The sequence below is a fragment of the Pedobacter nyackensis genome (assembly GCF_900176505.1).
In the GTDB taxonomy this organism is placed as follows: Bacteria; Bacteroidota; Bacteroidia; order Sphingobacteriales; family Sphingobacteriaceae; genus Pedobacter; species Pedobacter nyackensis.
The window spans coordinates 237104-262242 of the sequence record NZ_FWYB01000001.1 but is presented as its reverse complement, the minus strand read 5'-3'; the positions used below and the strand labels follow the sequence as shown (position 1 = coordinate 262242).

Genomic DNA, 25139 nt, shown 5'->3' with positions numbered 1-25139 from the left:
AAGTTATTATGTTGTTACACCAAGAACCTGTGGATCATACACTATATTTGTTCCAATTGCGCTATAAGATATGTATGTGTAACCTATTGTGCCTATATTATGTAATAAAGTGAAACTCACACCATCATTCGTTGAGTACAGCCCAAGAACACCACCTACTCTACGTAAAGCATAATACTGATGAACATCTGGAACAGTTATTTGAGTTTGTGCTCCATTGTTATCAACATAGATAAGTCCATCGTATGCGTAGAATCCAACATAACCAGACCAGCTAGTATCTTGAAGTAAGTATACAGTACATCCTTGATCTAGCTCATACCGTAGAGCAAAGTAGCCATTTCCCATCATTCGCTCACTCATTGTTGTTGATACTTCACTTACATTACCAACATATGTATTACCAGTTTTAGTAAATATTGTAGGGTTTAAAACAATTCTAGTAGCACCATCCAATAGAATATCATCACTTATTATTCCTTGTCCGGTAAACGTTAACGTCTTATTCCCATCTAAAACGACCTGCTCTACCACCGGAGGATTAATGTCATAACCTTCAACTGTTACAACCAGATTCTCCAGCACTGTACCGAATGGAAATGATTTTTGTTTGCCGGGCCATACGATACCATTGGCCACCACCTCATAAGTTTCAGGAATTCCATTAACAACAATAGATAAAATGGGATCGTCACCCATCTCGACTGCCTCAAAGGTCAGCGTCTTGTCTGCATCCATTGTAACACTAGGAATGTTAGTAGGAGTTATACTATAGCCGATAGCTGTGACCATTAAATTCTGCAAAACAGTTCCCTCGGCAAAAGACTTTTGTCTGTTGGGCCATACTACGTCATTAACTGAGACTTCTATATTCGCCGGTAAGCCGTTAACCTCCAGGGTTAACATTTTGAGTATATCATCTGCTGCTTTTCCCTTGCTGCATAGAATTGTCCACATGCTCGCTGTATTGGAACCTTCCGGTAAATTTAGTGACATAATGCTAACGCTGGCATATTGAGGTAGCGTAATAGTAGATTGTCCGTCAAAAAGCGCTCCTGCAGAACTTACTACAATCGCAGGGGTCAAACCCATGTTTTTAATATGGTATACTTTTCCCTGATTGTCTGGGCTGGAGTAATCTTCAAAGCTAATTACAATATCTTCGCCACTATTTCTGTTTGTGATAAAGGTTGTTGGCTGGGCGAAATAAGTACCAGGGCTAACGGAAATATGAGAATCAGCTACTTCTGTATAGGATTGTTGCATAGCTACAGACATAGCTATTTGTTGTTCCATACGATCACGCATCAGCTTGATCAACTCTCGTAATTTAACTCCTTGTGTTTTATTTAAGGATGGATCATAAGGATCTACTGACTTAATAATCTCATCAATGTAAGCATCCCCAATAGGTGGAATTTGTGGCATAGCGTAATTATTTGTTCTAAAGAATTTTTACTTTTTTTTCAGATACTTGTTAGCTTCTTTGGTAAATGGAGAATCAGGGAGGATTGTTAAACCTGGTATTGGATATAATTACCCATTTAGGCCCTGCATTTACAGAACCAGTTAGCGTTGCAGACATGATTACTACACTATCATTTTGTGCTAGTGCTACAGAAGACTCTCCATCAAAGGGAGTATTAGCCGAACTTACTATAAGTGTAGGTTTTAACCCTATATTTTTAATATGATACACTTTGCCATTATCAGTTCCAGCAGAATAATCCTCAAAACTAATTACAGCATCTGATCCACTATTTCTGTTCACAATAAATGTTCTGGGTTGTTCAAAATAAGTACCCGGACTAACGGAAATATGGGAATCACCTACCAATGTGTATGATTGTTTCTTAGCTACAGACATAGCTATTTGTTGCTCCATCCTATCACGCATCAGCTTAATCAATTCTCGCAATTTAACTCCTTGTGTTTTATTTAAGGATGGATCGTAAGAATCTACTGCTTTGATGATCTCATCAATATAAGCATCCCCAATAGGTGGAATTTGTGGCATAGCGTAATTTATATGGGTTAAAAGATGTTATTATTTTTTTGCAGGCTCATTTTTATACGCGGTGGGGACTTCATTCGGTATTAAAGAAGCCAGAACCTTAGTAATGCTTACCACCTATTAATATCCCTGTATCTTGGAAGAATACATATTTAATACTATTGCCGAAGTTGTATAACTTTTTAACTCTATTAAGGCCCCTTTAACAGAGAGACATTTTGCTTATCTGTAAGTATTACACTTATATAGGACTAAATCCAGCTGAACTAATATCAATAGACAGTCCAGATGCAACAGTTCCGGTGACTGCAGCTATCAATTTTTTAAATTCTATTAATTATTAAAGCACTTGGACCATAGTATAATGTATTCGTAGCTACAGCAGAAGTAACAATAACCTTTCTGTAGCCACTAATGGTCCATTGTCTCTGAACTTGATGTGTTGGATTAATAAAGATTTCATGATTTAATTTGGTTTTAGATTTATTTAAAAACTTGCCAGTATACAGTTTGTGACCCTGCTGTAGGTGGATTTGTACATGTAAAAGTTATATTTGTAGAGCCTAGTGTTCTGACTGACTGCACGAAGTTTAATTGACCTGCATCTCCGAATGAAACAGAAAAAGAAGCAGGAGTGCTGCCCATGCCGTGAGGTATATTGAACACTGTTGCTGTACCGTCAAATGTAACAAGAGTGGCCCCGTATTTTATATCTTCTTTTATAGCAACCGTACCTGCAGTATTTCCGAACTGAAATATTTTATCTGTAGATAATATATTGTCTGATTTTAAAATAGCTGAATAATGACCAGAACCACCTGTATTGAAAGCTAACCCATTATACCCAAGACTTGCAGATTTAGAACTTGCACCAAAAGAGTTGAACTGACCCTGATATATATTCCCAGATACCCCACCAGTTCCAGAAATATCCAAGAAACCACCACTAGCAGAAACACCTCCCGAAAAAGCAACATCTGCTGTTCCTGTAGGAACCTGCATTATAAACCCGGCGTTACCAACTAATGTAAAATCATTAACTGATCCTGTTCCGGTTTTTAGTGTAGTTCCATTAGTAGTGCCACTTACAATACTGTTTGCAGAAGCTATGCCTGAACCCCAACTCATTTTACCAAAACTTGTTAAGGTGGCAGCTGCTACATTTCCTGCAAAAGATGCGTTTATGGTACCTGTAGGCACATTAAATATACCACTTCCGTCAGGTGATGTTAATTGGAAGTCATATACAGATCCAGATTTAGTACTTAGGTTTGTTCCTATAGCAAAAGAACTATAAAGCTTACCTTTATTAAGCTCAAGTGAACCTGAGCCCCAAGACAAACCTCCACCAAAGTTAGCACCATTAGTAGTAGTGTTATTTATATCAGTAATAGTTTGTAAATCAATAACACCTGTAGGAAATCCAAGGTACATTAGCATGTCAGCAGTAGGTATCCTTTTTACTGTATTTAGACCGTCTAAGCCTATAGGCGCTACTAAATTAGTAACACTGTTTGACAAATCTGCAAAATAGCCACCCCAGTATGCAGCTGAACCACTCGTATTAGCACCTATAGTTTGATTAGTGGCTAGTGCATCTCTTATAGCTTGTAAGTTCGGGTATTTAGTAAATGCATCTGGGCCGAAGATTGATCCTGATTTATTAGTAGTAACCTCACCATCAGTTACAGTAGCAGCATTACCTGTTAAATCACCTATAAATATAGTGGCAGTTACATTGCCTGAAATTGATACATCTACTGTACCTGTAGGTACGCTAAGAATAGCCCCTGCGTTTCCTACGATCACAAGATCATTAACTGATCCTGTTCCGGTTTTTAACGTTGTACCATTAGTAGTACCACTAGTAATACTATTTGCTGATGAAATACCGCTTCCCCAAGAAAGTTTCCCTGTAAAACTACCAGTTGTCCCGTTTAACCCTCCTGTTAAAGTTCCGCCGATTAAAGGTAGGTATGTAGCTAGTCCACTATTAACCGCATCTACAGTTGGGTACTTAACACCGGAACCGTCAACCATTAAAGAGTTTTGCTTATTAGTCAATAACTCATAAATACTAAGGTTAGGTGTATCTGTAATCTTTGAATAAGGCAATGACTCTATCCATGTAGGATTAACATAGTTTCCTGTTAACAACGGGTAATAAGCTGAATAATCTGTATCTACAGCCAGTATATTTCCTAATCTACCAAACACAGTTATTACTGCATCAGTATTGTCTACTTTATCCCATTGAGTACCATTAGATATAATCCAATCTCCAACTTGAAAATCAATACCAAATTGAGTGCCTACGGCTGTATTAATATAATAATGTCCTTTAGTACTAACATCGGAAGGAATAACTAAAGTAGGAGTGTTAGTTGAAGCATTCCATGTGCCACTATACTCTACCTGTCCCAATAGGCTATCAGGAATGTTAGCTAATAATAGCTTAGAACCAGAATCCAATCCTGCATAACCATTAGACTGTCCCTTCTCTGATCTTAATTGATATGGTGCTAAGTCTTCAATATCAGAGGTTAAAGCAATCACCCCACTTTTATCCTGCAAAATCTGTGTTCTGAACGTAGATAACTCCTGAGAAGATAGCTGTGTTGCAAATGAACCTGCATTCAGATTCAGCAACTTAGTTTCTATCAGATTGTTTACCGAAATCCATTCGGCTTTAACCAGTGTAAAAGTTTTCGTACCCGAAATACTTTGATCGTCGGTTACCTTTACCGCGCTGCTATCCCCCTGTTCCATACGATCACGCAGCAACTTAATTAACTCCCGAAATTTTACACCCTGAGTTGTCAGTAGTGCGGGATTATAGGGCCCGTTCGACTTAATAATCTCATTAATATAAGCATCATCAATAGGTGGAATTTGTGCCATAACGCTAATTTAAAAGGTAAGAAAGATGTTATTATTTTTTTGCAGCTTCACTTTTATCTGCAGCTGGGACTTCACTAGGTATTAAAGAGGCTAAAACTCTCAGTGATGCTTCCAGAAGCTGATTGTCGGCACGGTTTAATTGTAAAGCGCCGGTTGCCCTGTACACGATTTCAAATGCTGCTGCCGGGGTTAATTGTTTTTCTTCCATTATTTATAGTTTTATATTTATAGTTTTATTTTTTGACTTTTCTGTTTGAGATACTCCTCATATCAGCCATACCCACTACACACTTGCGTAGGCCATTCAGGATCTAAAAGTGTGGCAAACCCACTTAACATTATTAAAGAAATATTACACATGGCGCCCGAGTGGATCATCTTCGGGAATATCCATAGAATCCTTAACCTATGTGATAACGCAAACTGATTGATGATAAATTTTCTCATATTCAGGGATTACTTAACGGTATACATAAAAGAGAAGGTTATATCGTATCCCGGAGCAACCGCTTCACTAGGAATAAAATAAAACTTTGCGCTCTCTAAAGTTGACTCTTCAACTATAGTACCTCCGGTAGCAGGGAGTGATGTTCCGTATGACTGAGCTGTAAACAACCCCGTTAAATCATCCCCCCCATTTAAATTACTTGGTATGGGGAGAGTACAGTAAAAGATAGTCCCAATTAAAGCAGTGGTGACACTCAGACCAAACCTTCCGGTTACTGTAACTTGATTTCCTGTCCTAATATAATGTGAAGTATATCCCGTAACAATTGCTGCTACATTTGTTGATGCGGTGAATGTTGGCGTATAAGTTCCTGATGATAATATGGGAACATCCATAAGCCTTACCACATCTGTAGGGTTAACTGGTGCGCCTGATACTGTTGCTTTAGGGGCTGTTACGTTTCCTGAGAAAGTCGCATCACCTACTGAATTTAACTCCAAAACATTTAAAATATCGCTTCCAGCTCCATTTGCTCCATTTGCTACAGAGAGAGTGAACTTACCTCGCGTAGATAGATTTGGACCTTTAGATAACAATCTAGTTCCTGTTGATGCAGTGTTAACTGTAAGAGAGTTAATAGATAGTCCACCTACACTAAGTGAATTAGTAAAGTTAACATTTTTAGTTCCAGTACCTACGTTAAGTATAATGCCTCCATCAGGGGCAACCAAACTAAAATCTGTACCTGTTCCTGCCTTAGTGGATATTACTAAACCAAGATCTGACCTATACAGTGCACTCGCAACTCCAGGAGATATAGTCCCGGTTCCAAAATTAATATTAGTACCTACATTTATTGCTCCAGTTGTAGTTACATTTCCTACATTCATTCCTAGAGTAGATGTATTACCCGCAGTTAGAACTTGATCTAATGTAAGTGAGGTTCCACCTGAAGGAATATTAATATTTCCATTAACATCTGGGGTCTGTCCATTAACACTAATTGCTAGAATCCCTCCTATAGCAGGTAGAACAAAAGTTTTATTTGAACCATTTAGTCCTGTGAAAGTTGTTGTACTAACAGCTAATTTAGTTACACTAGCATTTCCAAGTTGTACTTTATTACTTTCATTTACCACAGCTCCTGCTCCAATTACTGTAGCATTTTCTAAATTTCCAACTGAAACGTTAGCATTTCCAAGTGCTGTATTATTATTTCCCGTTGTATTTGTTTGAAGAGCAGAAAGTCCAATTGCAGTATTGCCATTTCCTGTGGTATTTGCTGAAAGAGCTTGAACCCCATGTGCAATATTACTATTGCCTGTATTTGCTAAAAGAGATAGTGATCCAATTGCAATATTATTATTTCCTGATGTATTTGCATAAAGTGAGTTGTCTCCAATTGCAATATTATTAGATCCAGTTATATTTGCTACAAGTGCCTGGTATCCTATTCCGGTATTATTATTTCCAGTTGTATTGTGAGTAAGAGAAAAACCACCAAGTGCAATATTACGACTTCCTGTTGTGTTTACAAGAAGTGCTACATAACCAACACCTACATTATCTCTCCCAGTAGTATTTGCTTGAAGTGAACTTGCTCCAATTGCAGTACTTGCTGCATTTTGAGTTCCAGAGCCTTTACCTACTTTAACTCCATTCACAAATAACTCTTCTAAGAAGGTTTTTGTTCCATCAATAGTTTGATTTGTGGTTAAGTCAACATAACCAGTTAATACAGGCGCACCAGTAATTTTAGAATAGGGTATTGAAGTAATCCATGAAGGATCAGCATAGCTACCTGTTAGCAATGGATAGTAGGAACTATAATCTCCCTCATTGGCTAATATATTTCCTAACCTTCCAAATACTGTTGCTACAGCATCGGTATTATCCACTTTTTCCCACGCAGTGCCATTTGATACAATCCAATCTCCAACAGCAAAGGTAATTCCAAATTGCGTCCCTGCTGCATTTGTCACATAGTAATGTCCTTTAGTAGAAGAAGCCGGAGGATCAACTAACACTGGTGTGTTTGTAGTCGCGTTCCATGTGCCTTGATAGGTTAATGCGCCTGATATGCTGTCAGGAAGTTGGGATGTTAATATCTTACCTCCGCCATCTAGTGTGGATACCCCACCCGGAACACCTCTTGCAGTATTGTCGATCTTTAAAGCCAACTCTGTGTTAACTTCTGATAATGTGGCAAACGCAGACAGATCCGAAGTCAAAGCAATGACCCCATCCTTATCGGGTAATAACTGTGATCTGGATGCCGATAAAACTGATGATGAAAGTTGCACGCCAAATGCACCTTCAGTGATGTTTAACAATTTGGTTTGCACACCGGTTATAGGCGAGATTATCGTACTCAAAGAGGGGTTGGCCAGGTTATTTACCGAAAGCCCTTCTGCCTTGATTAAAGTAAAAGTCTTTGTCCCCGAAATGCTTTCATCACCGGTTGTATGCACCACACCAGTGTCACCCTGTTCCATACGGTCACGCAGTAACTTAATTAACTCGCGCATTTTAAGTCCCTGAGTTTTAAGCAGCGCGGGATTATAAGGTCCGTTGGACTTTATAATCTCGTTGATATAAGCGTCATCAATAGGTGGAATCTGTGCCATAATTGTATATTTTAAATGGTTTTTCTTCTTTTAAATAGTTACTTCATTGTCTACCAGGTTCAGCAACCCCGACGAGTTTTGGACCTGTACTTTAAACCTGTAATAGATCCTGTTTCCTTCATCATCTTCAAACACCAATGGCTCGGGAAACACATATTCCATTTCCTGGTTCACGTCGGGCGGCGTCACCGTGTAAATCCTTTCCCAGTTGCCTTTAATGTTCTGTTTATATAAATAGTAAAGTCCGTTGTTTGCAGTTGGCAGCCAGCTTAATTTATTAGCAACGGCATCATAGCTGATATCAGGCGCATCCGGATTGATGGTATCTATCAATCTGACGCTAACCACCTCCGAACCTTCAGAAAACACATCTTCAAATTCATCAAACTCATTGACAATGGTACGGATGCCTGCGAAGCGATAATAAACCAATTCTCCCAGGGGCAGTATCGTCAGGTCTTCAAAATTGTCTGTGATCTCATACCCTGTTAGCACTCCTTCCTCTATCTCCACATCAAAATAGCTGTCCATAGTTTGCAGCGTATTCGCCTTAAACAGGTTTGTGGTACGGTAAACGCGAATCCTCGAAATGTGTTCAGAAAACTGCATTGGCGCAATCTGAAAAACAACCGCTATAGATTCAAAAGCAACCGGAGGGGTAGCTATGGTAAACTTACTGATCAGCGGGGCCTCAGCGGGCGAAGTATGTAAAATAGTCACAGGGCCAGCAAATAAGCTCAGCAGCCCAGGTTTAAGCTGGTTTGTCACTTCATTTCCGGCATAAAAATACAAGCTTCGTGACGATGCACTAAGTATATAATCCGTAAACCTGATGTAAGTTGTATTAGGTTCACCACCCTTAACAAATTTCCTCACCATAGGGAAAGGATTAAAGGCAGGATTCGATGCACTCAGTAAATTGCCATCTATATCCCTGATCACCGGAAGCCTGTTTTCCGTTTGATAGCCTTCTTTAAGGAGAGAAAAAATAGGCGTTTGCTCTGTCAAAGGCAAAAGTGTCTGCCGGATCGCTGATTTAAATTTATCGAATTTCACAGCATTGCTGTCGCCTGGATCAGTAAGTCCAGGTCTGTCAGGTGCCGGGAAACCATACGGTTCCGGGGTCGCATCGAAAACCCTGAACTGCGAAGGCTGCGCAGGATCAAACATCAGGTTCACCAGTTGATAGTACCTAAGATCATAGGATGGATCTGCTTCCAACGCATCCAGACTTGCAAAAATCTGGGTTACGGTCTCATCCGCATACAAAGCATACAGTACATCCTCATGTGTGGTGCGAAAAAACTCAAAGCCAAAGGGGCTTCTCTTTGTTCCATTAGTTGCAGGTGCAATACGAATATCGAAAGTAAATGCAGCTTTATCTGTGGCATCAGGTCTTACCCTTAAACCAGGTACAATAGGTTCCTCAAACTGTATGGGCTCCTCAATTTTCTGGGCGACCAGAACTGCCGGCACGGATACTTGCGAAAGAAAGCCACTTCCACCAAGACGCGTGTCTACACATTGTAAACCGAGCAAAGTCCGTTTATCGTTATCCTCATTAAGGGGCAAAATATGATCCCTGTTAAAAGCATAAACAGGTGGGGGTTCCGGTAAAACATATACCCTATAACCGGGGTGAAAGTTAACCTGCACAAAATCGGCAGGACCGGTAGACCCCTTAATTGGAGTATCCATATAAGTCGGATCGTAAATGAACAATGTCAACACGCCCGACTGGTCAATGACATGCACCTCCAGTAATTTTTTATCTTCTCCTTCAGCCTCTAGCGTCATTCTTACACTTCCCCTATACCATTCTACATGGGCCATATGTAAGGCGTCCGGCGAATTTTTATCTGGATCGGCTGGATCAAACGGAAGGTTGATCTGTGGATGAGGCGGCATCGTAACCGATGCGTCAAAAGAGATCATGTAATAACCAGGAACATCATCAGGCCCTGCTGGTGTACTGAACATCGGGGTTACAATCGCATTTCCGGTAATCCCACCAATCCATTGTTTGGTGATGTTCCCTTCCGAATCAATTGTCTCTTCAATATTTGGTGTGTTAGGATCAGTAAAGCTAACGATCGATATCTCTTCTGCCACAGGCTCCCAATTGGCCTGGTTACTTAAGTTTTCAACCATCGAAAACCTGCTGTTTAAATCCGGCGAAGAATAAGTTTTCAATGTTCCAAACTCTCCGGGATCTTCAGCATCATCAACTAAACTTACATCCAGTATCTTTTCAATCACAATAACTGGCCAGTCCGTTCCGCTTTCTACACGTATTACATGATATTGTCCATCAACAGTCGATAAAAGGCTATCAGTAAACCTAAAAAAGTCTGCCGCAGCTATTGCTGGTTCTACCAGTGCACCGTCAATTTGGAGATAGCTGCCGGTGTACAAGCGCAATTGTGTATCAGAATCCGCTACGGGAAGGATATTACGGATCACGCCGATGATTTCCAAGGGCATGCCTGGTTTAAAAAAGACCTTCACCTTATCCGGTCTCACCACCTTTTCAAGGGCCTGCGCGGTAATCTGCTTCAGATTTGATACATCTACCACATCCAGCCAGTTAAAGGTGAGCCTTGTAAAACTGACATCCTGACCTGGGAAAGTTTCTGTACGCCCTTTCAGCCAGTTTTGCTCAATTGTAGTGGTAAACAACAGTGTATCTTCTTCCTGGATATACTGAACGGCAAGATCCGCTGGCGGGATTAAAGAATTTTTAAGTGGAAATACGGTTACATCTGTTGTTACCTCATCGCTTATTGCAGAAGGCCTGCCAAACCAGTTGATTCCATAAATGGCATAATGATGAATACCCGCCTCCTGTTCAAAATGGATATATAAACTCGTTGGATCGTCCAGCGCTGGAACCGTTTCCAGTACACCCGTTTCCGGAAAATCGTTGTCGTACGCATAATATGGCGTCCCCATTGCCTTTGCGTTGGTAATCTCAGGTTTTACATAACCAGACGTGCCTTCGGCTCTGTATTCAATGCCATAAAAAACTGCAGTCCCATGTTCAAAGGCATTATTGTTCAGGAGCGGAGCACTATCGGAAAAAAAATCATAACCCGGAATTTCGTCTGGGAAAGGCTCACGACCAATATTAACCGCCCTGATATCGTCCAGCTTCGTATAACCCTGTCCATCAAATACAGTGTTAATCTCTCCATCATTCACCGGAATTCCATATTTAAGCGATCTCATCAATGGTTTTTCAGGTACGCGCTTATCTCTTTTTGCAACCGGCAAACTCAGGCAACTGTAGTTCACAAGCGTTGCATCGCTAAGAGATTTCCGGTTACTATAGCTTAACCGATAAAGAAACTGATCTGCTGTTCCTGCATCCGGAATGACATCAATGTGTCCCAAACCAAGCATCCGTGCCATATGATAGTCCAGAGCCTGCAACGCCAATACATCAACATAACTGATCAGCATGCCAGGATCATCTGGTCCGGCATTGTCTTCCCGAAGAACATCCTCAGCACGGGGATCTGTCTCACTTAAAGCCAGATAAGTGGTTATGGCCTCTTTTATTGAAGGCTCATTTGGTCTGGATACCTCCCATTTTTCCTGGTAGTTGGCCACTCTTACCCTAGTACCATTGTTATACTGTGGCCAAATATCATTTACCGGGTAAGATGCGTTTTCCAGGCGGTCCAGCACCTTCTGATCATTTAATGATAAACTGAAGTCGTCGCCCACATTGATCCAGTCTTCCGGATTCCTGGTCGTTAAAAAGTCAGAATAAGTTTCAAAGGAGAACTTCTGCAAATAACCGGCAGCGTTCTTTTTCAGCCTGATCGTTTTGATGTTTTCTCCCAACATCGTATCTGTAACTGCATTAGCGGCATCCAGCAAGATGGTTTTACGGATAGTCAGCGTATTCTGCGTGCCGGTCTGAACGTTATCCGTGCACAGCGCCTCAATCTTTAGCGTACCACCATTGCCGGTATTTTTCCTGAAGTCGAAGCCCAGCTTGAATGCTGTTTTATTTAAAACCTCCAGGACGAGTATGCTGTTATACTGCTTCAAAAAACTAAAGTAACCAGTGGTCGGATTAGCTGTAGCCATCAGCTGATTGTACTTCACTTTATCTGAGAAGGTTACCCGTACCCGGTTAGAGATCATTTTTCCATTAACCGTCTGGTTGATGGTATAAGTCCAGCGGCGCTTTAAAAAGTCCACTACGGGTCGATCGTTTTCAAAATCAATGCTAAAAACTACCGGATTCAAATAAGGTATCCTCGAAATCTTTATGAAGTCGTCCGGCCGGTTATAACCAATCAGCTGTCCGCTATTGTTACTGTATGTTCCTCTGGGTATATGATTGTTTCCCATTTCCCCAGTAAGGTTCCAGCGCAAATGAATACCTTCCGCAAAGCCATCAGTACCGTCTGCTCCAGCAGTCTGCAGCATCACACCAGGCGAATTGTCGAAATATCCCTCTTCAGGAAGCTGGCAGGGATTCAATCCTTCGCTAATCAGCTGTTTTTGCAACTCGGCAAAAGCATCCAGAACAGGTATCAGTGCAGCATCCAGCGCAGCTTTTTCCTGTTCCGAAATTTCCGCTTCCCGTTGGCAAAACTCTTTAAAATTGGTCAGTATAAACTCAAACGTAGCGCCATATCCATTTTCTCTTGGATCCGAATACCCAACATGATAATCCACGTTCAGGTAATCCTCTCCCTGGTAGTCCCCCAGAACAAAATTAGGATCGGTATTATTTTGCGGGCTATCCAGCAAATAACCTACGTGAAAATCGTTGAAAGTAAATCCTCCGGGGTTAAAATCACCGCCCAGATAATTACCGTCGCTATGTTCAAGAATCCTTAAAACCCTGATGGTACGCAAATATAGTTTACGCAACAGATCATGCTCAAAAAGATATAAAAGCTTCAATATTTCTGCTTCAGCAGCAAAAGCCCCGGTGTCTTCTAAGGTTTTTATAGCCAGTAAACACTGGGCCATATTACTGTAATCAGCACAGAAGGCATAAGATTTGGTTCCTGATGACATTGAAAATATTTTATAGTTAAAAATCTGTTGTTATTGTAATTTCCGGGCTGCTGTAATCCTCATGTTCAGTCTGATAATCGTTGCCGTTGAATAGCTTATACCTAAAGTTCAAATGCATCAGCCCTACTGGTATGTCCATTGCAGCATTGGTAATAAAGACTGCCGAAGTATCACGCGAATGAATGTAGATAAAAGCTTCAGGCCCTATCACTGCACCTGCCACTGGTGTAAGCGTTAGCTTAACCGTATCGGCAAGTAAATCTGCAGGAAGCTTCGGGTCGTTGAAAGGTTCCGGGTTCCGGATCAGTATTCCAAGTATTTTTTTATCTGCAGCATCCCCTGGATTGACATTGATGATCAGTGTAATCACCGTGTTGTTCACTGTTTCCAGGTTGTTCAGTGCAAGGCCACCATAAACCATCCGGTCGTACTTCACTGCATACCGTAACACCGCTGTAGGGTCATTATCCGGGTTGTCATCAATCAGTACTTTCAGTTTCTCATTTATTTCAGTAGCGGTAAAAGCAACAGCTAAGGGATAAACTGCATATTGAGGTATTTCAGCTGAATCATCAAGAATAAAGCTTCCTGCCTGCTCTTCAAAAGAAGCAAACAAAGATGTTTTAAAGCTGAATTTATGTACTTCCGTTTTCTGCTCAGCTTCCCCATCTGGCTGGTAAATCGCATTGAACAATGCCGTATACAATTTGTTCGGCAGCAGATCAGGTAAATGATAAGCACCACGTTTGGTCCGCTTTTTAATGGTCACAGGGTTTGCATTACAAGCATCTGCAGCCGCCGCCTGGTTCATCAGGAACAGGATCTGCTGATCCGGAGGCAACGAGCTCAAGTTATTGAAGTCTATAGTCTTGTCTGGCATTTGTTCCCAAAGCAATTCAGGACTTACTGCCGCACCATATGGATCGATTAACTGCAATTGCAGACTGCTTTTTACCTCCGGCATGCCCTGGTAGCTTGCCCAATTGGAGTACATCGCGTTGATGTAAGGTCTCGTAAAGAACAAGCGGATCTGAGGATCATGGCAAAACACCGGTTTACTCAGGTCATAACGGCTTTGCGCATCGGGTGAAGAACGCTCATAGTCAATATAATGCGTCAAGCTGGCTAGTTTAAACTCCGCGGCTCTGTCTTGTTCTTCAAGCTTTTTGTAAATAATGCTTTGTTGCTGAAAATGACCGATAGGCCCTGCGGTTCTAAATCCAAATATATGCGCTTTTTCCGCCGAGGCATTTCCGTTAACCACATCTCTGGTTTTTACGACCAGGGAATAAGTAGTATCCGGCCTCCATACTGGTTGTATCGTTTTACTTAGCCCATCACCCATCAACTGTATTTCGTCGATCAGTCCTTCCTGCGTAAGTTCATTTTCTTCGTTCCGTCTTTGCACACTTTCTGAAAAATAGCTTAGCTGGTTTAAACTGGTTGTGGCTGGCTGCGCCTGATACAGATCAAGCTCGGCAGGGATATCCGCAGAAACTTTCAGTTGTCTGTCGATAAAAATATCCACTTTGCCAGTGCTCCGGTTCACAGATATCAATACATGCTTGTATTCCGTTTCTGAAAGCTTTGCAGTGTTGCAGTCTAGAGTATAACTTTCTGTTGCTTTGATACCTGAACTTTCCAGGCCCTGGTAACAAGTAAACCAGATTCCAAAAGAAGGCAGATTTGAACTGTCATAAGTACCTTCAGGATTTCCGGGTGTATCCTGGTACAAATGCAGGGCATAACCTTTTTTATAGCCCGTAACCGGGTCCTGATCTATTTTATAGAATAAAGTGCTGATCCCGGCTTCGAAAGGATTAAAGATGGCGGTAACCTCAAAAGCAAAATCACCGGTCTCCACTTTAAGTTCCGGAGCAAAAGGCACCAGGAATGCATCACCGTTTGAAGTAAATGAATACACCGGGTGCAGTTCCATTTGCTGATCTACATTTTGTTCGTAGAAGCCGGCAGCCCAATCCGGATTTCCGGTTACTATGCCGGTATTATTGCCTACCCTATCAGTATTGCCATCAAGAGGCCATTGCCCAACCGCTCCTGTTAAAGTAGCGTATGCTTTGTCGAGTACTTCCGCTGCTGTAAAATGTCTGTTAAAAATGGTTACAAACATTAAAGCTTTATCCGCTTCCGTTACGTGCTGTGCAGCAAGCACAGTTCCGCTAATATATTGATCCGGTAACGAAAAATGTCCTCCTGCTACCAGGTCACCATCAAAATCAAGGGCTGGGTCTTTGATAAAGGTTAGCAGTATTTTATCGATGGGATTACTCAGGTCATTGTAAACAATACTGGTGTTCTCCTGCGTTTTCGATAGAAAAGCAGGGGTCAGGTATTTATCTACTTCTGTGAAGAAGAAACGAAGCATCCTTTTATACGACTTTTTAATAAAATCGATCCTGATGTTATGCTGGTTTACACCAAAGTCGAGTTTTACATAAGTAAGCGGTTGCGGAAAAGTAATTAAAACTGTTCCATTGTCCTCATCTATATATAGGCTCTTATTGCCATAACTTACATTGTTTTTAACATGACCGTTAAGGTTGTTGAAAGTAAAGTTGAATGCCTTAACCATGGCGCTTGCACCCTGTGGATACGAAGTATTCAAGGGCTCATCTATCCAGTTGACTACCATCTGCTTGGTTACATTTTCAAAGCAGAATAAGTCCTTCCTGCGGAAATTCAACCCATCGAGGTTAGAACTTGCATCGGTAGACTGGTTGGCATAGCTGAACATATTTTGCGAAAGCAGGCGGATCTTATTGTACCTGTTGGGCTCCGAAAACTGCCAGTAACCTTGTTTCAATCCCGTCAGATCAATTGCTCCCGGACCTGTATTTTCTGATACAATTGCGGTCACCGCTTCATAGATGTTGTACGGCTGCCAGGAACCTGTACCGGGCCCGGTCTCCTTCCATGCATATACATCAAGTCCTGTCAATTGAAACTCGTGCTTCACCTGGTTACCCCGGCCTTTTTGAGGAGGTAACAATTCAGTATAGCCATTAGGCAACTGATTACCCGCTCCCCCTAATTTAGCTAGTGACGGCTTTACAGGCTTAAGCAGTTCAATATCGATAAAGCTGTCTAAAGGAATGGTTACCTGCATTACCGCATCAGCGTCATTAAAATTATATTTCCAGTCTGCATCACCCGGAGCAGGGATATTTCCTAGCGTTCCGGTTATCTCGTAATTCAGGTAGTTAATTGGGAAGGTTTCGCTGGACAATATGTTTGTAGCCGTTGCAGGTAAATAACCCTTTACAGGATCTGGAAGCTGCAATACAGGCATAGGCTCCAGTAAAGGACCATAATTATTGTTGATGTACCAGCTTACCTCAAAGCGGAATTTAGGATCCTTAAATGGCCATGGCAGGTTGATCTTTATTTCCAGACTACCTGAAATATTAAATGGATGTGGGGCTTCCACTGCAAGGCCAACCTGTATAGCGAGTCCTATCTTAAAAAATAATACTCTAGCATAGGCGTATCCGCCAAACTGGATAAAGGCCCCAATTTGTACAGGTTTAAAACTTATCGAGCCTCCCATATCGAGTGAAGCGCCAAAACCTATGCCTACCGGCCCAAAGCTTTTGTTAAAGTCAAACCTCGCCCCTGCCCCAGCCTTGAATCCTCTTGACGAAATCATGAGATAGGCATAACCCTGGAATAAGGAGAGTATTTTTGCCCTTACCCTGGCACTCTCCGGCTGATCTTTACCTACATTAAGGTACCAGCCAGAGGAATTATTGAAGAAGAAAGCCATATCCAGCGTACCCTGAAGGGAGAATAAGGCCCCATCCCATGAGCCGCCCTCTGGTAAACGATAATTTACCCCTATGTTTGCACGGAACGAACTTTTTTCAATAACCACCAAAGCACTGAAAGGAGGATCAACCTGATCATCAAGTCCGATACGTCTGCGTATTATACCTGCCTGTCCCTGTAACATAAATAAACCAGGCAATCCAAGCATTAAAAATAGCTTACTTGAAAAGACTTTTCCCGAATCAAAAGAAGTAGCTATAGATAAACCCGCACCTACAGTATAGCCTGGTTTGTCTTCAAACTTGCTAATGCTGATCCCTTCCTTTTTGGTAATTGGATCTTTTGCTTTATAATAATCCCACCAGGATGCCGTCTCCGGTAAAGGTGGTGTAGTTGCTGCTTTGGAGGGTTGGTAGTGTTGTCCAATTAGTCCTCTAAAACCATAAATACCTAAGCCGGTAGCCCCCAGGGGAATTGGGGTGGAAAGTTCAAGACCAATATCTACGACGAATGCAGGTACCGTTGGTTTCAGGCGCATACCTGCACTGCCGGCAAGTTTAAGTTTCGGCATCGAAAAAGATACAGAGCCGCTGTATTCTGATTCTGCATTTGAACCTGGTATTTCCGGATTGGGTGTACCCACACTTAGGTAACCGCTCAAGATAAAAGCAGCTTCTTCTTTACTTACGTTTCCAGGAATGGTCATGTCGATACCAAGTCTGTCAATGCTGATAAAAGTATCAAAAGGCTTATCAGTATCGTTGTCATCCACCGTATAATAGAATTTAATTCCATTTCCTGTGGCGTTCACACCAGCCCTGCCGGTGTTGATCATTCCGTCAAAACTGAAATAACGATAGCTACGTTCAATGCCATTGAGCTTTTTACTGTAAGATCCTAAGCCAATATTGGTGACTTCCAGCTTAACAGGACCAACGCTGAGCTTAAAGGCTTTCGGAACGGAAAGTGCACCGCCCTTAAATTCAAGATCACCATTATCCCATATCCTCAGCTTTTTCACTTCAATTCCTTTAGGTAGCTGATCGCCAATTACAGGAATGTTAGCAATAAGATTCAGTGTTCCGGCTACTTCCAGGTAAAATCCCCTTGGCTCTTTACCCATGCCCATGCTTAAGATCTCAATCTCCATTACACCAGGCCAGGTAATTTTAGGCAAGGTGTTCTGAAGCATAGCGGACATGGTGAATTCACCGTCATCACGGTAGTGGGCCTCTATGTCAATTACTGCAGGCTGACCGTTAATTTTGAACTTATCGAAGGTGAGCTGTCCTTTAATGTCTGAGCTAATGATGGTGTTTTGTCTGAAATTAATCGCGAAAGCTTGTAGTTCAACAGCGAAGTTTCCAAACTTCCGGTAAAGAAAGCCATTGGCGGCTAACGCAATTTGACCTGAAACACCACCTGTACCGATAAATAAGTTATCAGCGGTAATAGAAGCACTAACCCGGTTCGGGTCATTACTGCCAAAATTATTTAATCTTACCGATGCATGCTTAACATACAGTCCCATAAAATCTACGGGGTAGCCAGCGGCATCAGCCTCTGGAATATTAGTTTTACGACTCAGATCAAGCTTGGCTCCAGTAAATTCTATGATTAAACCTGTGTTGCCAATTTGATTGTACTGAGGGAGCAGGTTACCAGCCAGTTCTACTTGCGACCCTATGCCAGCTTCTGTATCTGCATAAAAAGTGGCCTCTCCAAATGTAAACATGGATTTTACATTGGGTATAGGTGTACCATCAACCGTCACCGGTTTTAATATAGAATTAGGAAATTCTATGCCTGCTGATAGTTTTAAAGTTGCCCTAAGTTTAGGTGTTAATAGCTTTTTAACGTAAGCTTCTATACCATCCGGAACCATTAACGCATAAAACTTTTGCAGGTTGTCTTTCGTAATGGAAAGATCCGCATCCAGGATATATATCACGAACATCACCTGCGAAACGTTATCTGGGATATTCGGGTTTTGATTAATCAAAGTAGCTACCATTTCCACGGTAGGCTCTTCATCCGGAGGTAAGGTTAAATTCGCATTCGGGTAAAAAGTATTAATAGTTTCGATTAAAACTTCAAATTTAGAGGTACTCGGATCTGCAAGATCTTCCGACTCTATAAAATAATTGAGCGTTTGCGCAATGACCTGATCTTCCGAGATCCTGAATATCTTTAACCCAATTTCAAAAAAGGCATCAGGTGTAAAAGAAAAATTCTGCAGATTGAATGACCTTAAAAAAGCCAACATCTCCCACTGATACTCCAGGGAAATAGGAAAAGAAGAGATAGTAGAATCTCCATCTTTATCCGGGTTTAATACCAAACGTAACCCAAACGGTAGATCAACACCTATGTTCTTAGATATAATGTCCAGGCTATAAAAAGCCGCATCGCCTCTATAACTTTTTGAGTATTGGAAGTTTTTATAATGGATACGGTCCAGCAGGAAGTTTAATCCATTCTCTGCAAAATGTAAAAACTCCGGCAAATCATCCACTGTTATCATTTCTGATAAAGCGGGGTAGTATCTTTTGGTTACGGCTTTTGTAGCTGGCATATCAAAAAGTTATAAAGGGTAAGAGCCATAATCAAAGACTTCAGTTATAGCGTCACCTCCAAAATTATTGTAGGCTTCCAATATAGAATACACAGTAACAACAGGATCTGAGTTATTATTTTCTACGTAAAATCTCAAATAATTAATCGGATCGACATATAGTCTTTTCGTACTTTGAGAAAGAGCGGAAATAACTACCGAATTGTCAATCTCATTCCTACCATCATCCGGCAGTTCAATATTTGGAAAATATTGTTCAAAAATATTATCTTCATTTTCTAAACACACTAACAATTGCCAAACTTTCATATTATCTTTTATTAAATTTAATTGACTCAACCTCATAACCCAAGTTATGCCAGTAAGCAATAGCTAAGTTCCACTGCTCATAACTTGCTTTACCATCCGTTCCATAGCCAAATCTCCCAGATCCAGCATTTATTATTACCTTACTTTCAGAGGTAAACCACGCCTCTCCACCAATGTATGCCTTTGAGCTTAAGTTAGAATGAACAATGTTTCCACGATCCGTTGGCATATAGGTGCTTTCTAAAGCTATATTTAAGCCTCTCTGATCTATAGTCCACAAATAAGTTGTCGGACCATCTCTATGAGTCCCTAAAATAGGATTTAAAAATTTAGAAAATCTTAACGTTTGTAATCCTTCCAATATCGTTAATAAAATATCTTCATTAACGTTTAATTTTCTACCAGGATTTCTGAGCGCACCAGATTTTATTAGAAAACTGTCCAATTCTACAGCTACTATACTTTCTAATTTGTGAAGTTTTACCAAGTTCCTTTCTGTCTGTGACAATGCACTCCAATAGTCAATATAAGTAGGATGTTTTTTTAATTTAAAAACAAGAAACTCATCTGCTCCAAAAACTTCTAAGAATTCTAGCTTGTCTGACTTAGAAAGTTTATTTAAATAAGACATCAATAAAGAATCATCATAAAATTTACCCCAAGCGGCAACTATGTTAGGATTATTAATTAGCTTATTAAATTCTAGGGATGTTATTTCTCCTAAATCATTTAGAAAATTTTTCCTTTTATTGTAGTTAAATCCCTTTATAATCTCCTGCAATTCTGATTCTTGATAGTACCTTTTAATGCCGGCAACTAATTTCTGATCTATCAAAAAATCAATCGTTTTCGCTTCCTGTAATGCCCCGATACTACGTAAATCAAGCCAGTTATCCACATACTGAACTTTCTTGTTCAGTTCTATCAACCCACCAACATCTTTAACATTATCCAGAGCCTTAAAATCATTCCAAAAAGCAAGTTTTAAATCATCAGAAAATGAAGTATATCTATTTAGTAAATTGTCTAAATTAAGTTGGTTTAATCTATTTGCAAATAATTCGGTACTAACAACCCTATTACCTTTTAATCTATTCAACAATAAAATTATATTATCGCTCAACCCATGTGCAACACCAGATGGCAATGCAGCAATATCATCTAAAATTTTTGTGGCTTCTCTAACAGATCGTGACCGCGATAAAATCGATGTCCCTGCCCCAGCCATTAATAATCCGAGAAACAGTAACCTTACCTTTTCTTTAAAGGCACGTTTTACCGGGTCAGTTTCTGTTGATATTAAATATTCATTTATCGCAGTTAAAGCACCAACCGATAACGTAAACACCTCACTGCTACGTTCTAACCCCCTCCAAACAGTAATTGCTTGTGAAGAAGGAAGTGTTCCTCTTAAAGCCCTTCCTAGTTGGGTTAGGTGCTTTAAGTATCGCAAGTCTTTTAAAATACTTGCTCCACCTGTAAAATAAAAAAGAACAGCCTCTATTGTTAAATCAATAGCTAAAGTGACCCCAGCGTCAAAATCAGCTAACTCATCATACTCTTTAATATAATGAAATAGAAAGACAGGAATATTCGATTTCTCAGGAATCTTTAAATCAAAGTTTACATCATAACCTGAAAGGGAAATGGACTGGTACATATGAAAATTACCAAAAAGCTCCATTTTCGCAGGAAGTCTTAACTTCGTCACTGTAGAAAACTCGCCTGAAGTCTCGATGAATTGAATCTTTTGCTCCTTTTTATTTACCTTAATCCGTTTACCATTAAAAGAAGATTCAAAAGAGACTTCAATATCTTGTAATGTACCACCCGATGAAGCATCAGTTGTGCTAAAACCTAGTATATTATCAAAAATGAATTCATCAGCATGTTGAATAAAATAGGCATTCGGATTAATATCCACATCGTCTATTAAAACAGTACCTGATGGAACATATTGAATATTATATTTTGATACTTTCCAAAGTTCATAAACTGCAAATACAAAGTATTTTCTGTTAGTCTCCTCATCAACAAACCAATTTACGACAGTATATCTTTCCAACCTTGCGTCATCCAAAAGATTATAAACCCCTTCAAACGTAGTTGTCCGGCCATCCTGCATAATCAGTAGAAAATCAAGAAAGTCGTCGGCTTTGGATTTATCTATAGATAGTATTAACTTAACTATAAACCTTTCATCTTCTTCGGTAATATCCTTTTGTTTAAGAAAATCCTTAATTATACTTTTCCGAATCTCATATGGAATAGCAGCGTTAAGACCATTTGCCGAAATCAGTTTTAGGATAATCTCTAATCTATATTTCTGCACATATAATAGCAGCAGATCCCTTTTCGGATATACACTTACATAAAAATCAACCAAACAGAGATAGTATCTCCGATATTCTGCATAATCAGGATTTCCGGACAATACTTTATCAAAACTATGCCTATGAATATAGGAAGGATCGGAATTAGGGGCATAAAAATATCCCCAACTTTTTTTCAGATTAAAAACAAAAAGTTCTAGATCAGTTAATGTGGTGACATCACCAGCCCGACTGTTTGCTTCTGCTTCAATAACGGATAATTCCTGAGGTGTCAGAATTTTTTTAATTATCTCCTGTTCAATATAATAAATTTTGAATGCGATCAAAGTAGCCATTTGCTTAATGTTACTTTTTTCTGTTGCTGTCACCATCCAACCATTCACATCTGTACCAAAATTCTTTGTATAGAAATATCCTGGAGGAGTAGTCAATAAATTAACTGAATTTATTCCAGGTACAATATCAGGAGGAATATTTACTTTCCAATAAATCAATCTTGAGCCTTGGTACACCGCTACCTTATAATATTTTACATCACTACCATCAATTGCAGTTTCTATATTAAACTTATACGTCTTTTCTTTATAGAAGAACTCATATGGCGCTTCGAAATCTACAACTTTTACGGTTACAGAATCGCCAACTTTAGCCTTATATATTTCGAAATTAAACTTAGTACCTTTTAGTTCAACAATGGATAGAGAAAATTCAAGATTCTGGATGTACTTCAAATAATCCGTTTCTTTATAATATCCCTCCAGGTCAGTCATATCCTCTTTATCAGTCTTTTTAAAATCACCTGTTTGATAGTACTTATAAACATCCTGACGGGTAAATTCTACTAGAAAACCATTGACATCAAATTTATTTACACCTGTAAATGAGGAATCTAATTCAACAGGCATGCCGTTAGTTTTTAAAATTACAACTCCCATTATATAACTGTATTTTCTGTTAAATAATCCTGACCAATAACCATGTCAGGCATAAATTCGCTGTAACGCATAGAATAGTGATATTTTCTATCTAAAGAATAAACCATCAAGTCAACTGCTGGTAGAAACAACTTTAAACTACCAGTATTTAGTTCACCAACTACTCCAACTTTATACTTCTGATAAGAAATATTTTCTGCTGAGATCAATTCATTGCCATCTTCAAACAAATCAATTAAAAACAATCTCGGGTTAGTCAAAGAGTTTGTAACAATAATATCTTCTATTAAACTAATTTCTGCTTGTGTAACTCCTAAAATAATTTTATCAGGGATTGTACCGTCAATAGCCTTAAGTCGGAGTCCGGTTATGACCTCTGTACTATCTGTAAAAAAAACGCGCTCATAGTAAAAGGGACTTGGTAACTGGTAACTCCCATCGCCTGTAACCAGGGTTCCTAACGCAGGACTTGACTGAGTGTTATTGCTAATCTTCCCACCTATGGCAGTTGCACTATTTAGTGTGTCTATAGTTTCCGTAATGTAAATTATTCGGTCTACTGTTGGAGTGGTAACATTTCCAGCAATTCTATCTTTTACAATAGTGGTTTGCACACATGAGATTCCGTATTGTTTTTGATTATTGAAATGGTTAATCAATTTGATTTTTTGGCTCGGAAAAGTCCAATAAACGGAGTTACTGGTGTATTTAAATAAGGGAGTTCCTTGTATCAGATCAAATACATCATCAAAAAAATTAGGAACATCTAATATTTTTGATGTTTCATTTTGGTCACCTATCTCCTCTCCTGCTAAATAGGTGTAAATTTTACCCTGATAAAGCAGAATATTAAAACTGGCTATATTCAATTTAGCACCATCAGGCCCTACATTCGGATTAGATATCTCTATAATTTTAGTCCAGATGCTTGATGTACCATCTAAATTATCTGGCAATTGCAAATCATCTGCACCACAGAAATTATTATGCTGTGCATTAACAATTTGTGCCACCTGCCCATATAACATCGTATTCACATTATTGTCTGTTGCCAATTGAAAATACAAGGAATTCTGATTTTCATTGTGACCTCTCGGTGCATCATCAATATACAATGGCCACCCATCAGTTCCATAAACTTCCTCTGTTAAGCTAACTAATCCAGTACCAATCTTTAGATTGTTCACTGAACCGGCTTCCAAATAATTTCCATAAAAGTTATAAGAACGTGTCCTGTCACTTTGGATATACAGGTATAATTTATTCTTGGTAAAAAACTTAGAAACGATATCGTCATAAATAGCCGTCCCCTTTTTATTAGTAACACCACCGCTGGTCACAGAAACAACTCCCCCATCTATCGCATGAAAACCAAAGTAGGCTGCCGCATCCAGAAACTGGAAAATCTGCTCTCTCTTAAGCTTCTTCTCATAGTCCGTCATACCAGTCGACAGCTCAATTTTCACTTTGGCTGCCCGTGCATACGCCAGGTCAAATACAAATTCATCATTAGGTAGGGGCAGTTTATAATCCCCATAATTCAAGATGATATCTATCCCACATTCACCATTTGCAAAACTTCCCAATGATGCCCCTTTATCAATTAAAGGAAGCTCAAAAGCAAATTCACCCTGTTCTACAAATTCACCCCCGCTCTCAACATACTCACTCTCTTTAAAAAAGAAATCAGACAAGGGCAAAACATCGGCCTGCGTCGCTGGGTCATACCCCATGAATTTGGCAAAGAATGCCGGTAAAGGCTGTCCCGGACTCACACTGTTATAGAAGGAAGCAAAGCTGTTGTTTACCTTATTGATAAAATCAGATGTATCTGTGGTTGCAGCCAAGACCTTATCCCCGGCAAAGAAATCGCTTTTCTTCAATCCACGATAAACGAAATACTTGATGTTAAAGCCAGGTATAGGCTGTTCATATGGGCGCAATATTAAATTCACAAGTTCTGAGCTGCCAGTTTGCGGCTGTACAAGGACTACGCCCTTACATATAGCATAAGCTTTTGCGGCCGGAATTGTAAACCTGCTGGTTAGCCAGAATACATCCGGTGTCTCGGGTCCGAATTTCTGTCCAATAACCTGGCTCATCGCTGCCGGATCTGTAAAGAAATGCGATTTTGGTTTAAACTTAGAAATATAGCTATCTGCCATGAT

Annotated in this window: 10 protein-coding genes; all 10 read right to left on the bottom strand. The window is 40.0% G+C overall.

Going from position 1 to position 25139, the window contains the following annotated elements:
• Nucleotides 1-6: 6 nt before the first annotated feature.
• The 10 genes from B9A18_RS01150 to B9A18_RS01110 all read right to left on the bottom strand — a co-directional run bounded on the left by B9A18_RS01150 (nucleotide 7) and on the right by B9A18_RS01110 (nucleotide 25136).
• Nucleotides 7-1308, bottom strand: coding sequence for a hypothetical protein (locus B9A18_RS01150; protein WP_144009360.1), 1302 nt, complete (start codon nucleotides 1306-1308; stop codon nucleotides 7-9).
• A gap of 193 nt (nucleotides 1309-1501) precedes the next feature.
• Nucleotides 1502-2017: a hypothetical protein gene (locus B9A18_RS01145; protein WP_084286831.1), complete on the bottom strand. Its 516-nt coding sequence runs from the start codon at nucleotides 2015-2017 to the stop codon at nucleotides 1502-1504.
• A gap of 480 nt (nucleotides 2018-2497) precedes the next feature.
• Complete coding sequence (locus tag B9A18_RS01140) at nucleotides 2498-4915, bottom strand: hypothetical protein (RefSeq protein ID WP_084286830.1); 2418 nt, start codon at nucleotides 4913-4915, stop codon at nucleotides 2498-2500.
• 31 nt (nucleotides 4916-4946) lie between these two features.
• Nucleotides 4947-5123, bottom strand: a complete 177-nt coding sequence (locus B9A18_RS25100; protein WP_159452565.1) for a hypothetical protein — start codon at nucleotides 5121-5123, stop codon at nucleotides 4947-4949.
• Between the two features lie 248 nt (nucleotides 5124-5371).
• Entirely contained in the window at nucleotides 5372-7990 is a 2619-nt protein-coding gene (locus tag B9A18_RS01135; protein ID WP_084286829.1) for a beta strand repeat-containing protein, read from the bottom strand.
• Between the two features lie 30 nt (nucleotides 7991-8020).
• Nucleotides 8021-13033 carry a hypothetical protein gene (locus B9A18_RS01130; protein ID WP_084286828.1) on the bottom strand — a complete coding sequence of 1671 codons (5013 nt, stop codon included), beginning with the start codon at nucleotides 13031-13033 and terminating at the stop codon, nucleotides 8021-8023.
• Between the two features lie 16 nt (nucleotides 13034-13049).
• Nucleotides 13050-19394 (bottom strand): hypothetical protein, encoded by a 6345-nt coding sequence (locus B9A18_RS01125; RefSeq protein ID WP_084286827.1) that lies wholly within the window; start codon nucleotides 19392-19394, stop codon nucleotides 13050-13052.
• Nucleotides 19395-19403: 9 nt separating this feature from the next.
• Complete coding sequence (locus B9A18_RS01120; RefSeq protein ID WP_144009359.1) at nucleotides 19404-19703, bottom strand: hypothetical protein; 300 nt, start codon at nucleotides 19701-19703, stop codon at nucleotides 19404-19406.
• Between the two features lies 1 nt (nucleotide 19704).
• Complete coding sequence (locus tag B9A18_RS01115) at nucleotides 19705-22971, bottom strand: hypothetical protein (RefSeq protein ID WP_084286825.1); 3267 nt, start codon at nucleotides 22969-22971, stop codon at nucleotides 19705-19707.
• Nucleotides 22971-25136 (bottom strand): hypothetical protein, encoded by a 2166-nt coding sequence (locus tag B9A18_RS01110; protein ID WP_084286824.1) that lies wholly within the window; start codon nucleotides 25134-25136, stop codon nucleotides 22971-22973. The genes B9A18_RS01115 and B9A18_RS01110 overlap by 1 nt, the downstream gene beginning before the upstream one ends.
• Between the last annotated feature and the right edge of the window lie 3 nt (nucleotides 25137-25139).